At 58.4% G+C, this 14,369-nt stretch carries 10 protein-coding genes and 1 tRNA gene; 8 read left to right on the top strand and 3 right to left on the bottom strand.

From position 1 onward, the window contains the following. Positions 1-245: 245 nt before the first annotated feature. The 5 genes from AB731_RS13635 to AB731_RS06185 all read left to right on the top strand — a co-directional run bounded on the left by AB731_RS13635 (position 246) and on the right by AB731_RS06185 (position 10,039). A complete protein-coding gene (locus tag AB731_RS13635; protein WP_052768800.1) occupies positions 246-1,604 on the top strand; it encodes a right-handed parallel beta-helix repeat-containing protein in 1,359 nt (452 codons plus the stop codon). Between the two features lie 75 nt (positions 1,605-1,679). After that, on the top strand, positions 1,680-4,529 hold the full coding sequence (locus AB731_RS06200) for a family 78 glycoside hydrolase catalytic domain (protein WP_082126364.1): 2,850 nt from the start codon (positions 1,680-1,682) through the stop codon (positions 4,527-4,529). A 23-nt stretch (positions 4,530-4,552) separates the two neighbouring features. Continuing rightward, positions 4,553-5,875 carry a sulfatase family protein gene (locus AB731_RS06195; protein ID WP_082126363.1) on the top strand — a complete coding sequence of 441 codons (1,323 nt, stop codon included), beginning with the start codon at positions 4,553-4,555 and terminating at the stop codon, positions 5,873-5,875. Between the two features lie 4 nt (positions 5,876-5,879). After that, positions 5,880-7,562 carry a sulfatase-like hydrolase/transferase gene (locus tag AB731_RS06190; protein ID WP_047091994.1) on the top strand — a complete coding sequence of 561 codons (1,683 nt, stop codon included), beginning with the start codon at positions 5,880-5,882 and terminating at the stop codon, positions 7,560-7,562. Between the two features lie 119 nt (positions 7,563-7,681). Continuing rightward, positions 7,682-10,039 carry a glycoside hydrolase family 3 N-terminal domain-containing protein gene (locus tag AB731_RS06185; protein WP_047091995.1) on the top strand — a complete coding sequence of 786 codons (2,358 nt, stop codon included), beginning with the start codon at positions 7,682-7,684 and terminating at the stop codon, positions 10,037-10,039. Positions 10,040-10,067: 28 nt separating this feature from the next. Here AB731_RS06185 and AB731_RS06180 read toward each other — a convergent pair. Then, positions 10,068-10,158, bottom strand: a tRNA-Ser gene (locus AB731_RS06180). A 163-nt stretch (positions 10,159-10,321) separates the two neighbouring features. On the opposite strand from AB731_RS06180, the gene hspQ reads away from it, so the two are divergent. Beyond that, a complete protein-coding gene (hspQ, locus tag AB731_RS06175) occupies positions 10,322-10,702 on the top strand; it encodes a heat shock protein HspQ (protein ID WP_047092960.1) in 381 nt (126 codons plus the stop codon). A gap of 13 nt (positions 10,703-10,715) precedes the next feature. Here the strand turns inward: hspQ and AB731_RS06170 are convergent, their stop codons facing one another. Beyond that, positions 10,716-11,588 (bottom strand): ABC transporter permease, encoded by an 873-nt coding sequence (locus AB731_RS06170; protein ID WP_047092961.1) that lies wholly within the window; start codon positions 11,586-11,588, stop codon positions 10,716-10,718. Between the two features lie 123 nt (positions 11,589-11,711). Here AB731_RS06170 and AB731_RS06165 point away from each other — a divergent pair, with 123 nt between their 5' ends. Next, positions 11,712-12,398, top strand: a complete 687-nt coding sequence (locus tag AB731_RS06165) for a GcrA family cell cycle regulator (protein WP_047091996.1) — start codon at positions 11,712-11,714, stop codon at positions 12,396-12,398. Between the two features lie 351 nt (positions 12,399-12,749). On the opposite strand, the gene AB731_RS06160 is transcribed toward AB731_RS06165, so the two are convergent. Beyond that, positions 12,750-13,502 (bottom strand): helix-turn-helix transcriptional regulator, encoded by a 753-nt coding sequence (locus AB731_RS06160; RefSeq protein ID WP_162199449.1) that lies wholly within the window; start codon positions 13,500-13,502, stop codon positions 12,750-12,752. A 343-nt stretch (positions 13,503-13,845) separates the two neighbouring features. On the opposite strand from AB731_RS06160, the gene AB731_RS06155 reads away from it, so the two are divergent. Further along, positions 13,846-14,364, top strand: coding sequence for a DUF1993 domain-containing protein (locus tag AB731_RS06155; protein ID WP_047091998.1), 519 nt, complete (start codon positions 13,846-13,848; stop codon positions 14,362-14,364). The last annotated feature ends 5 nt before the right edge of the window (positions 14,365-14,369 follow it).

The raw sequence follows: 14,369 nt of genomic DNA, 5'->3' as shown, positions 1-14,369 counted from the left end.
CCCCTTTTTCCTGCGGCCCCAGATCATGAAATCCGGAGCACTACCGGCCTCTTGACCACAATAACAATCATGTTAGGTCAGAAAGAATCATAAATAATCATAATGTGTTTAATGGGACGACGGGATAGATGCGCAGGATTGCCAAAGGGATTACAGCCAAACCAATAACGCTCGCCGTAATTCTGGCTGCATCGATGCCGCTTGTCGCATGCGGAGGAGGTTCCAGCAGCTCACCTACTCCGACTGTGTCAGGCACGCCAACACCATCACCAAGTCCAACACCCAGTCCATCACCTCCGCCAAGTGGTAATACCTTCGCGGCTACTGGAGGGGAATGTGATGGAACTGCCGGTTGGCTCGCAATTGCAAATGACGGGCTGGACGACACGCAGGCAATCCAGACCTCGCTGCAACAGGCTGCCAGCAAGGGCGACACACTTACTATCCCTGCGGGCACGTATAACATCAACAGCGCAGATGGCGTCACTGCAGTGATCCAGAACAAGAGCTTTGCCATTATTGCAACCGGTGCGGTCTTTGTGGCCGGGCCGGATGTGAATTCCGATCTGATAGATTTCGATGTGACTGCTTCCTCCTTCAGCGGAAATTGCGGCGGCAATGATGTCGTGGACATAGGCTGGACGGGAGGAGAGCTGAATATATCCCAAGCACGCCTTTCCGGCACAGTGCCACAGGGAACCGGCGTTGGGGCTACCACCACAGGTACGCCGGTGGCGGGCACTACAGATGGCCTATCCTTCCGCGGCATCAACGGCGGCGGCACCCTGTCAACCAGCCCGCCACTCAAGGTCGGGGCAGTAACCGTACGCAGCCTCACAGTAATCGGCGCGCCGATCGCGGATGCCAACCGAAATGCCTATTTCGACAATCCCCGGACTGCCCCCGCGATTGACAGCACTAGCGACACGTGGCGCAATGCTGGCGGGGACAGCGGATTATTCATCACTGGCGTCAGGTCTGCACTGGTGGAGGATTCCACATTCTTCGGCATCCGCGATGCCAGCATCTATGTCTCCGCTTCCCCATATGATCCCACACTCGGCGGTAATTACGTGCTGCGAAACAATCGCTTTTACGGCGGGTTCGACGGCATCTCGTCCAAACGCGGCGCACAGAACATTCGCATGGAAGGCAATCTGTTCGTGAATATCGTGCGCGGCCTTTCGCTCGAATCCCTCAGCGGTCCGCTGCGCACTACCAATGGGCAGACAATAGAGCGGATTGTCCAACCCGTGGTGATGAAGGACAATATCTTCAATGGCGTACAGCGTAACATTCAAGTCGAATCCGCCAATGATGTTACCATATCGGGGAACCTGATCCGCAATCTTGGCGCCCGCGTTTCGCAGGCCGACAGCCCCGTTCGCTACAGCCGGTACGAAGGCATTGTGCTTGAAGGCGTTACCAATGCCAGCGTGGCCGACAACAGCATTTTCGGCGTTGAGGGCGCACGCAGCACGGCCTCCACGACGGTCGGCATCACTATCGGCTCCCATGCCGGGATCGCCGGAACAATTGCATCCGCCAATGTCGATATCGCGGCAAGCAATGCTTTCAGCGATCTGGACAGCAACATTGAGTAGGCACTCCCGATTGGATTGCTGATTGCTTCTGCGCCTTAATGATGCATATTGATCATATCGAATCTGGAGGGGTTTATGTCTCGATTTAGTTGGCGCTCAGGCGTGTTCGGTCTTCCGCTTGTGGCCGCAGCTGCGCTTTTCCTAAATCCGCAATCAGGTTTGCAGGCAGGGTCGCCCGTTACATCTGCCGCAACAATCGCGCCGCTCCACCTTCAGGTAGAGAATCAACTGGTGCCCCGCGCAGTGGACCGCACCTCTCCGCGCCTTTCATGGCGCAGCCCGGTCACTGCGCAGGATGCCTACCAGATTGAAGTGGCGAGCACGGCTGGACGGTTAACCGCGGGCGAAGCTGACCTTTGGAACAGCGGGAAAGTGTCTGACGGCCGCTCGCTGGCCATTCCCTATGCCGGCGCCCCACTGGCTTCGCGGCAGCAGGCGTTCTGGCGGGTGCGGATCTGGGCTGACGGAGCGGATGCTCCCGGCGCGTGGAGCGAAACTGCATCATGGAATATGGCCCTGCTGGAACAGACTGACTGGCAGGCGCGCTGGATAACCAGCCCGTTGTTTGATCCGGCAGAATCAACGCCCGGCCTGGAACGCTGGCTTGCTGCGACGGCTAATGATCCACAGTTCCGTGACCCGGCGACGGTCGCAGACACGTTCGGGCGGCTGAGGGCGATGCGCCCCGCAACCTATTTTCGGCGCGATTTTACAGTTGATCGCCCGGTTCGCTCGGCCATGCTGTATTCTACATCAGCGGGCTATTCCGAATTCTTCCTGTCCGGCGAGAAAATCGGCGACCGTATCCTGAACCCGGCACAGACTGATTTCGACAAGCGCATCTATTACGATGTCGATGATCTTACCGACCGGCTGGGCATGGGCGAACACACGCTGGCCATCCATCTGGGCAACGGCTTTTACGCAGAGCGCACGGCGTTCGGGCTGGACAGGCTGTTCTACGGCGAACCCGCCGCCATCGCCCAGTTGGAAATCGAGTATGAGGATGGATCGCGCGAAGTGATCATCAGCGATGAAAGCTGGCAGGCCCACCCCTCCCCCATTCTGAAGAACGGCGTCTATTCGGGTGAAGTGTTTGACGCGCGGGCGCAGCTTTCCGGATGGACAACGCCAGCTGGCGCGTCTTCCGCTGATTGGGTGCCTGCAGCCGTCTTTGCCGATGCTCCCACTCAGCAACTTGTCGCTGCTGAAATGCCGCCTGTGCGCCGGGTGACAGAGGTAACACCGCAGGCGGTGCTGAACCCTGCAACGGGTGTCTGGACAATCGACTTCGGGCAAAACTTCACCGGAATTCCCACGATCGATTTCTCGCAACTGAATCTGGAGCCGGGACAGACGGTGATCTTCCGATATGCCGAGTGGGCGGACGATACCGGCCAGGTTGGCATGAATTCAGGAGGAGGAGCGCCGCGCACCAAACAAGTTGACGCCTATGTTTCAGACGGCGTGGACGCGCAGCCGTGGTCGCCTTCTTTTACGTGGCACGGGTTCCGTTATATGGAAGTTACAGGCCTTTCAGGCCCTCCTCCGATCAATGCGTTCACGGCCCACCTTACCCGCACCGATGTTGACCGGATTGGCCATTTCCAATCGTCGAGCGAATTGCTCAACCGCATTCACGAAACCGCTCTCTGGTCCTTCGAAACCAATTTGGTCAGTGTGCCTTCGGATTGCCCGATCCGGGAACGAAATGGCTGGACCGGCGATGCCCATGCCACTGTAAACATGGCCAGTTACAACTTCGATATGGCGCCGTTCCTTGAAAAATATTTGGGCGATTTCGAAACCACCGACCAAATCGCCCCCACCATCGTGCCGGGTCGCCGGACGCGGTCCGGCATGATTGACTGGGCTGCGGCCGAAGTTTTTCTGGCGTGGGAGCATTATCTGCACAGCGGCGATCTTTCAGTGATCGAAGGGCAATATGAAAGTCTGCTGGAATATGTTGCCTATGTCGAAACCGTCGCAGATGGCGACCTGTTCACGGACGACACACATTTCTACGGCGACTGGTGCGATACCCTGCCAGCGGTCGGCGCGGCGCGTCCGCTGGGACGCTGCATGTCCGTCAGCACGCCGGGCGAAGTGACCGCCACAGCGCTGATTGCGCGGGTCTACGACCAGATGGCAGATATGGCAGCGCTGACGGCCCGGAATGACGATGCCGAAGCGTTTACTGCGCGCCGCGATGCGATCCGCAATGCCTTCAACGCTGCCTATTACGATGCCGCTGCGGGCAGCTATGGCAGCCAGACGGCCAACGCGATGGCGATATCCTTCGGGATCGCGCCAGATTCTGAACTTGAACGTGTCTCTGCCGCGATTGAACATGATGTGCGCGTAACCTGGGGCGGGCACGCCAGCGTAGGCGCGTTGGGACAGACCTGGCTTTATCCGGCTCTCAGCGATCATGGCCATGCCGATACAGCTTTCGCAATTTTCACGGCGCCGGGTGCGCCGGGATACTCTTACCTGTTCGATACGCTTGGCGGCACGACCCTGTGGGAAGACAATATGCAATATGTGCCGGAAGACGGTGCTGAACCGGGCAAATCACTGAACCACCCGTTCAAAGGGGGTTACGATGCGTGGTTCTACAGCGGACTAGGCGGCATAAATCCCGATCCCGACAATCCGGGTTACAAGCATTTCCGGCTCAGCCCTGTGTTCCCGGCCGATCTTGATGAGGCAATTGTCTCTCTGGAAACAGGTTACGGCCTTATCCGCAGCGAGTGGGCGCGGACCGATGATACCATCGGCTGGGAAGTCGAAGTGCCGTTCAACACGCAGGCTACTGTCCGGCTCGGCGTGAACGATATCGCCGCGCGCAGGATTGGCCCCGGAACGTACCACTTCACCCTGTCTCAAGCAGGTGACCGCATCGTTTCCGTGGAACGGGAATAACAATCAGACTGGGAATTCAGACTATGCAAATCCGCATTCCGGCAAGAATAGTGGCGACCATCGGGTTGCTCTCGATTTTGGCAAGCTGCGCCTTTTCGCAGGACAACCCTTTGGCAGAGGCTGCGCTGGAGCAGGAAACCCCGCCAAACATCGTCTGGATCATCGCCGATGATCAGGCCTATGGCGATTTCGGTTTCATGGGGCATGACATTGTGCAGACCCCGAACCTCGACCAGCTTGCTGCTGAATCGGCGGTCTTTCCCAATGGCTATGTGCCGACCAGCCTGTGCCGTGCGTCACTGGCCACTCTGATTACCGGCAAATACGCTTGGGATCACGGTATCTGCTTCAATGATCCGCCCGAAGGCATGGCGCATTCTGATACTTTCCGTTTCCTCGAAATGCAGACTCCGATGCCGATGGATCTTCGCAGGCAGGGATATCGCAGCATGCAGACTGGCAAGTTCTGGGAAGGCCCCTTTGCCAATGGCGGCTTTACCGATGGAATGACGCAAGGGACGCGTCATGGCGACCAGGGACTGAGTATTGGCCGCCGCACAATGCAGCCGATTGATGATTTTCTGGGTGATGTCGGGGATGATCCATTCTTCGTCTGGTTCGCGCCTTACCTGCCGCACTCGCCCTTCGATGCCGAACCCCGCTTCAGGGAGCCTTATGAAAACATGGGCCTCGATGATCGGACCCTTGGATATTATGCCAATATCGCCTGGCTCGACGAAACTGTCGGGCAGATGATGGATTTGCTGGAAGCGCATGGTCAGGCAGACAACACCGTTATCATGTTCATCGTCGACAATGGCTGGGTCCCCAACCGGCAAGGGGAAAGCTTCCGTGACCTTCAGGGGCGCACGCTGCGGTACGATCCGCGAAGCAAGAGCTCGCCCTACGAAGGAGGGGTTCGCACACCGATCATGGTACGCTGGCCGGGACATATCGAACCAGGCCGACGCAACGATCTGATCAGTTCTGTCGATTTCTTCCCGACCACATTGGCGCTAGCCAATCTGCCGCAGCGGCCCGAACTGAAAGGCACAAATCTGCTGCCGTACCTGCGCGGCCAGTCCAGCCTTGCCCCGCGCACGATGTTCGGGGAAATCTATTACCACACCTCGGTCGATCTTGATAATCCGACGGTCAATGTGACCCATCGCTGGGCCCGCGAAGGCGATTGGAAGCTGATCGTCAATGATCACGATGGAGGCCGGGCAGAACTGTATAATCTGGTTAACGATCCTGATGAGCGTGATGATCTGGCTGGGGACGCTGCGCAAACCCAGCGGGTCGCCTCGCTGCGCGCCCAAATCGAAGAATGGTGGCCGGACTAACTCCATGCAGCATCTGAAAAGCCTGCTCGCCGCCCTCGCGGTGCTGCTGCTGGCAGGATGCGTAGCCACCTCTGCTGGAACGGGTTCGGAACCATCACCCGATGCGCGGCCCAATATCGTTTTGATCGTTTTCGAAGATATGGGCCCGCGCATCGGTGCCTTTGGCGATGATATCGCCACAACCCCCCACCTCGATGCCTTTGCCCGGCAGGCGGTCCGCTATCCCAACACTTTCACCACTTCGGGTGTATGCTCGCCAAGCAGATCATCGCTGATCACTGGCGTCCATCAGCAAACGCTCGGCACACAGCACATGCGCACCCGCTCTCCGGTCACGTGGATTTCCGGCGGCGGTCCGATTGAATATGAGGCGGTGCCGCCAGCCGATGTGAAGGCCTTCCCCGAACTGCTTCGCCGCGCAGGATATTACACGGTCAACAACGGCAAGACGGATTACCAATTCGGCGACCCCTTCACCATTTGGGACGCCAATGGCGGCGATGCGGACTGGACTGGCAGAGCCGAAGGGCAGCCCTTCTTCGCCATGGTCAACATTTACGAGACGCACGAAGGGTACATGTGGCCGGAAGATCGCGTAAGCGATGATCCGCTTGTCACCAGAGTGACAGAGCGGAACCGGCGGGCGCTTGCGGGTAAGCAGCGGCTGACTGATCCCGCGTCCGTTGAAGTGCCTCCATACCTGCCCGACACGCCAATCGTGCGGCGCGATATTGCCACGCTTTATGACAATGTCGCATTCGCCGAACAAAAAGTGGGTGAAATTGTCGCGCGGCTTGAGGCAGAAGGGCTGGCGGACAACACCATTGTCATCATCACCACAGACCATGGCGATGGACTGCCGCGCATGAAAAGAACCGTTTACGACAGCGGTATTCAAGTGCCCATGATGGTCCGTTATCCCGATGGCAGGCGCGCAGGCGAGATTGACACAAGCCTTGTAAGCTTTGTTGATCTTGCACCCACATTGCTCGCTTTTGCAGGCGCGGATAGTCCGGCCTTTATTCAGGGCCGCGACTTCACCACCCAACCTGCGGCTGAGTACGTTTTTGCAGCCGCCGACCGGCTTGACGCTGTTCCGGGACGGACAAAGGCGGTGAGGGATGCACACTTCAAATACATCCGCAATTATCAGCCGGAACTCGCTGTCCTGCGGCCTCTAGCCTACAGGGACAATCTGCCCACGATGCAGGAATTCTGGCGCGTCGCAGCAGAAGGCGGCCTTCCGCCAGCCGCCGCCCGGCTAACACAGCCGCGCGGGGCCGAAGAACTGTATGACATCATCGCCGACCCGCATGAAATCCATAATCTCGCCAGCGATCCCGCCTATTCATACCATCTGCGCAGGCTGCGCGGTGCCATGGACGACTGGATTACGTCCACAGGTGATCTCAGCGCCCTGCCCGAGATCGAGATGATCGAAGCGATGTGGCCGGGACTGGTCCAGCCGCAAACCGCCACTCCGCAGATCACGGTCGAACAAGGACTTGTCACCCTGTCGAGCGGGACGGCGGGTGCCAGCATCGCCTATACGCTCGGAGCCGAGGCACCCGAACCGGGGCGCATCTACACAGGGCCGTTCCACGCCGAACCGGGCACCACCATCAGCGCGCGCGCAATAAGGTACGGCTTCATGGCCAGCGAACTTGCAGCAACCCAGCTACCCTGAATATCCGCGTCCAGTCCTCTTGGGACGGAAGGCCGCTAAAGCTTGATCACTTACTCCAAAACAGTCAGAACAAATCATAAGCAATCAATATTGCACAAATGGTGAAGAGGTAAACAGACATGCAGGTAAGCAGACGCGCCCTACTGGCCGGAATTTCAGGCGCGAGCCTTACGGCTGCGTTTCCAATGCCGGTGCTTGCCGCAGTAAATCAGGCAAGCGACGATTACCGCGACAGAAGCCTTTCTCCTGCAAGGCGCGCAGCGGCACTGGCCAATCTGATGACGCTGGACGAAATGGCCGCCCAGCTCAATTGCCCCCGCGCTGCCGATGTCATGTCTGACCCTGCCGGGTTTGAAGCGGATTTCCCCTATTTCGCGCACGGGATCGGCGGCGTCTATTCCGCCAGCCTTGAAGCCGGGCCGGAAGACAACGCCCGCGCCGTGATGGCGATGCAGCAGGAAGTTGTCAGCCGCAGCCGCTTCGGAATTCCCGCCTTCGTGTTTGAAGAATGCCTGCATGGCCTGCTCGCCGACGGGGCAACACAGTTCCCGCAAGCGATGGCAATGGCCTGCGCCTTCCGCCCCGATATGGTGAGGCAGGTGTTTGAAGCCACCGCCAAAGAAGCGCGCTCACGCGGGTCGCAGGGTTGTTTCTCTCCGAATATCGACATCTGCACAGACCCGCGCTGGGGCCGTTCGGAAGAAACCTGGGGCGAAGACCCACACGTTGTTACCGTGTCTGCGAAGGCTATTGTCGAAGGGCTGCAAGGTGCTCCTGCGGAATACCTCCCAGCTAACCGGATCGCTACCAGCGTGAAACATTTCGCCGGGTACGGGCAAGGCATTGGCGGCCGAAACTTTGCACCGTCGCACATCGGGCCGGTGGAAATGCAGAACGTGGTGCTTCCGCCTTTCCGGGCGGCGATCACAGAGGCGGGATCGATTGGCCTGATGGCTTCGCACGGGGAAATCGACGGCGTGCCCGCCCATGCCGATACGCATTTGCTGAATGATGTGCTGCGCGATGACTGGGGTTTCGAAGGCTATGTCGTGTCCGACTGGGACGATGTGCGCCGCATTCACAGTTTGCACGGCGTTGCCGGATCAGAAGCAGAGGCGGCCATCATGGGTTTGCGCGCGGGCGTTGATATCGAACTGGCGAACAATGGCGTTTACCTCATGTTGCCCCAGCTTGTCCGCGATGGCTTGCTGGAAGAACGTTACGTGCGGCGCGCGGCCGAACGCATCCTTGCCGCCAAGTTCAAATGCGGTCTGTTCGATATGCCGTTTGCCGATCCTGCCCTTGCCGGCCGGTTGGCCCGCAGTACCGAGCACAAACTGCTCGCCCGGCGCATGGCAGAGGAATCAATCGTCCTCCTCCAGAATGAAGGCAATGTCCTCCCCCTGCAAAGCTCTGCGGTACGCAAGATGCTGGTGGTCGGCCCAAATGCCGCATCAGTCCATCTGGGCGGATATTCGCCCAAACCCTTCGTCGGGGTCAGCGCGCTCGAGGGGTTGCAGGCCTATGCCGAGCAGGCGGGATTTGAAGTCGAATACGCGCAAGGCTGCGCTATCACTGCAGGCGATGAAGGCAATAATGAGATCGAGACCGATGCCTCGGATGAAAGCGTTCAGGCCGATCCTGCGCGCAATCGGCGCTTGATCGCAGAAGCTGTTGCTACCGCACAGGATTGCGATGTCATCGTGATGTGCCTGGGCGGAAACGAATCCACCGCAAGAGAAGCCTATTTCGCCGGAGATTCACGCGGTGACCGTGATGATCTGGAACTGATCGGAGAGCAGAATGAACTGGCAGAGGCCCTGCTGGCGCTCGGCAAGACCACCGTCGCCGTGCTGATCCATGGCAGGCCGCTATCTCCGCTGGTTCTGGCAGAGAATTGCCCGGCGATCCTTGATGCCTTCTATCCCGGCGAACAAGGCGGCCACGCCATCGCCAGCATCCTGTTCGGTGACGTGAATCCCAGCGGCAAACTGCCGGTGACAATCGTACGCAATGTCGGACAATTGCCGGGCTATTATTACCAGAAGCCGACGGGGCGATTCCGCAATTATGTGTTCTCCGATTCGACGCCGCTCTATCCGTTCGGGCACGGGCTGAGCTACACGAGTTTTGGTTATGGCGCTCCGCAAGCAGAGCGTGCTTCAATCGGTCTGCAAGACAGGTTGCGGGTATCGGTGTCAGTCAGAAACACTGGTGACCGTGCCGGGCAGGACGTTGTCCAGCTCTATATTCGCGATTCCATCGCCAGCAGGGCGCGCCCGATCAAGGAAATGCGGGGATTTCAGAAAGTCTTATTGGAACCGGGGGAGGTGCAAGTTGTGCAGTTCGAGCTTGGGCCGGAAGATTTCGGGTACCGCGATGCCGACGGCAAACTGCTGGTAGAGCCAGGCGAAATCGTGATCATGGCCGGGCCAGATAGTCAAAACCTGCAAGAAACGCGCATCACGCTTGTCTAGAGCGTGCGGAGTTTCGGCGGCTGGTAAGTGGCGGAGAGGGAGGGATTCGAACCCTCGGAACCCTATAAGAGCTCAACAGTTTTCGAGACTGCCCCGTTCGACCACTCCGGCACCTCTCCGCGAGATGAGGTTGCGAGATTACCCGCATGGCCTTTTAGGAGCGCGGCGGTTAGCGGATGGGCGAACGCTTGCCAAGTCCTTGTGTGCCATTCGCAGCCAAAAACCGGTGATTGGCCGAAGGTCCGCCTTGTTGTGACAGCTTCCCCGCCTATATTTGTTATCATGGACCGCGCCGATTTCTATTCTTCCCACGCCGGACGCCGGGTGGACGCACCTCGCCGTTCCCGAGCCCGCTTTGCCATTGGCGACATTGTAAGGCACCGCAGCCATGATTTTCGCGGCGTCGTGTTCGATATCGACCCCGTCTATGCCAATTCGGAAGAATGGTACGAACAGATACCGGAAGGCCAACGTCCGCGCCGCGATCAGCCGTTCTATCATCTGCTCGCCGAAAACGATGAAAGTTCTTATGTTGCCTATGTCAGTCAGCAGAACTTGCTGATGGATTTGGCTAGCGAGCCGATTGACCATCCGCAAATCGGCCAATTGTTCGAGGACTTTCAAGGCAGTCGCTACCGTTTGCGCCGCTCACTCACGCACTAGCGGGCTTCCGCGATCAGCTTTTGAGCTTCCAGCCGCTTTTGAGAACCGCGTAGGTAAGCAGGCCCAGCACCACATTCAGCACACCAACGCCAATGGCTGCGCCCAGCACCGCCGTATTTGTGTTGCCGATGTCGCTTTCACCCAGGAAGCCGAAGCGGAAGCCGGAAATCATATAGAAAAACGGGTTCGCGCGGCTGATCGTCTGGAAAAAGGGCGAGAGGTTGGAAATGACGTAAAACGTGCCCGACAGAAGGCTGAGCGGGGCGACAATAAAATTGCTGATCGCCGAATTGTGGTCGAACTTTTCTGCCCAGATGCTCACCAGAAAACCAAACAGCGCCAGCATTGTCGCGCCCATCAAGCCGAACCAGATGACAGCCCATGGATGCGCGACATGCAAATCGACGCCGGGATAAAGCCACATTGCCAGCGCCACCGCGCCGCCTACCAGCACTGCGCGCGTCACCGCTGCGGCGACAATGCCCAGCATAAGCTCCGCATTGGAAATGGGCGGCATCAGCAGATCAATGATTGTGCCTTGCATCTTTCCTGCCAGCAGGCTGAAGCTGGAATTGGCAAATGCGTTCTGCATCATGCCCATCATAATCAGCCCCGGCGCAACGAAGGTGCCGAACGGAACGCCCAGCACTACCCGCCCCTCACGCCCGAGCGCGACGGTAAAAATCACCAGGAAGAGCAGCGTCGTGACAGCAGGGGCCCAAACAGTCTGCGTCTGCACCTTGAGAAAGCGCCGAATCTCCTTAATATAGAGGCTCCACAGTCCGATCCGGTTGATACCGGTGATCTGGGGCTCCCCCTTTGGCGGGAACTGGCGCTTGGCACGGTTTTGCGTGCCCGCGAATTCGGCGGAAGCGGCTTTGCCCATTCCGGCGGTTTCAGATGCTTGTTCAGCCATGGGAGTGCGCCTATCTTGAGCGGAGCGGACTGGCAAGAATTACGGCACGCAGCTTTTAAAAGCGCCTGCACGAACACGATTGGACAAGATTGCATGAGTTGGACGGAAGAACGCATTGGAACGCTCACCAAAATGTGGGAGGGCGGCTCCACTGCCAGCCAGATTGCAGAGCAACTTGGCGGCGTGTCACGCAATGCAGTGATCGGCAAAGCGCACCGGCTCGGCCTGAAAGCGCGGCCAAGCCCTGTGAAGGCCAAGGACACCAAGAAAGCGCCTGCCAAGAAGAAGGCGGCGGCAGCGCCCGCAGCGAAGCCTGCTGCGCGCAAGCCGGCCGCACCGGCACGGCAAGCGGCGCCTGCCGCTGCCCCTAGTGCTGCGCCAACCCCTTCTCCCGCCCAATCCGGCATTCCAAGCCAGCCGATGCCGAACAAGCAGAACGATCTTCCCAAAATCGTGTCTTACGGCCCTGGCGGGTTTCTGCGTCAGGGACCGGGTGACCAGCAGCCACCCATCCCGCCGGCGCCTCCGCGTCGCCTGGTGCCCGCCAAGCCGAGTCCCGAAATGGCTGAAAAAACCAGCCTGCTGGATTTGAATGAGCGTGTGTGCCGCTGGCCGATGGGCCATCCGGGCGAACCGGACTTCCACTTTTGCGGCGTGAAGGTGAACCCCGGCTTCCCCTATTGCGTCGAACATTGCGGAAGGGCCTATCAGGCACAGCTGCCCCGGGGTGCGCGCCGTCCCCCACCGCCTTTGCCGTTTGGCGGCCCACGCGTGCGCTGATTCACCGGCAAATCATGGCCTACCGGGCCGGAACAAACCCGCCGTGTCATATTTGACCGGCGGGTTTTTTCACGTCTGCTCAATGCAAAAAAAGCGCCCTTTCGGAGGGGGGCTCCGAAAGGGCGCTTCGTAAGGTATCGGCTGCGGACCTATGAAGGTCCACGGCAGATAATTTGGCGTCCCGGTGTGGGTTCCAAAACGCCAAGGCGCTGTGAGTCCACGGTGCGACCCGAAGCCTCAGCCAGCGCCTCTGTAGGTTCATATACGGACCACGTTCTTCATAGTCATGTTACGCAATCGCTTGAATCTCAGATATTTACGCTTTTTTACACTTGCGCCTGAGCTGTGCCGTCAGCGGCGCGGCTCATCACGCACGCGCGCTTTTTCGACAAGTGTTACAACCTCTTGGCTGGCAATCAGGCCCAGCGAATAGGCCCGCACACAGGCGGCAGTGCGGTCCGTGGTTCCCAACTTGGCAAAGATCCGCCGGATATACGCATCTATTGATGATCGAGAGACTCCGATGATTTCCGCCATCGCAGGATTGCTCTTGCCCGAACACATCCAGCCCAGCACCTCCAGCTCGCGATTGGACAGCGGCGTTATATCGATGTGTTCGCGCATGATCTGGCAGTACCGCTGAAACGATGTCTGCCCGATCTGGTGGACGGTCAGCAGGATATTATCGGAAGGACGGATATCGCCAGTCCAGGCCGTCCCAAGAAAACCCGCTCTGCCATGAGGCCCGTAGCAGGCAACCCCTATTCCGCATGCCAATCCATACTGCGACGCAATTTCCATATAGCGGCGTTCTTGCTTGCTGAGTTTGCCGCTGTGCACATCTTCCGGCCAGAAAAACGCATTGCTGAAATCAAAGGACAATGTGGGCAGCGGATCGACAAAATGCAGGCGAGCACGATAGTGGCGTTCCCACACACGGGGGAAACCCATGTTGGTCAGCAAGCGGCCGGCGCGCATATCGCGGGCCAGCGGCGCCACAAAAAAGGCTGCGTCAATCCCGCACAATCCAAGGGCGTGCATCACCTCTGTGCGCAAGCCAGCGACATCAGTCGCGTCCCGGATCGCACCGAGAGCCCTGGTCATAGCGTCATTATTTACCTGCATCGCCAAACCCCCACACAGCGGCGTGATGCGACCGGTCAATCGCTTGTTGGATAAGCAGAGTATTGCGGACTGACTCGGTCTTGTTTTTGTCATGCTTCAGTATGGGGCGCAAATGTGGAACATAAGGCCCTAATTTGTAACATGAATTTCGATGTGGCCAATTTCGCGAGCGACAAGCCAAGGCGAATCGGCTGAATGCTAACTGCCCTTTTGGCGCTGGTACGGCAACCCGCAGGACGCTTGAAAACAGCTGCAGCGAGTGGCAGCAAGTTCCAATACATTGATCGCGCGTCCCTGCGCGGCTGTCAGGAGCTTTAGGTCCATGTCTTTTTCTCTATATGAAGCCACTATTCCGTCGATGATCCAGCTTTTGAAAGCCGGACAGGGCTGGATTGGGAAAGCCAAGGATTGCGACATTCCGGAAGAGGAACTGGCAGGGGCCCGTATGGCCGAGGACATGCTTCCTTTTGCCTATCAGGTAAAAAGCATGGTCGTGCATTCGGTGGGTGCGATCGAGGGCGTACGGCGCGGCGCATTCTCTCCAGATATGGAAGAACCCGCGACAGGGCTTGAACAAATGCGCCTGAACCTAGGAGCCGCGGAAAATACGTTACGCGCCATTTCGAAGGGCGAAATCGATAGCTTTGTGGGCGGAGAGACACGGTTCGTATTCGAGCGCGCCAAGATTGATCTGCCCTTCGCGAGCGAGGAATTCCTGCTGAGTTTCAGCCAACCGAACTTCTATTTCCACGCGACCACTGCCTATGCCATTTTGCGCATGAAAGGCCTGAAGGTCGGCAAAATGGATTACATGGGCGCGCTGCGGATGAAGCAGGCCTAGGCAAT

Origin of the sequence: Aurantiacibacter marinus, assembly GCF_001021555.1 — a bacterium.
GTDB classification, from domain to species: Bacteria; Pseudomonadota; Alphaproteobacteria; order Sphingomonadales; family Sphingomonadaceae; genus Alteraurantiacibacter; species Alteraurantiacibacter marinus.
Note: the sequence above shows the minus strand (reverse complement) of the source record. Positions and strands in the feature narration are given on the sequence as shown.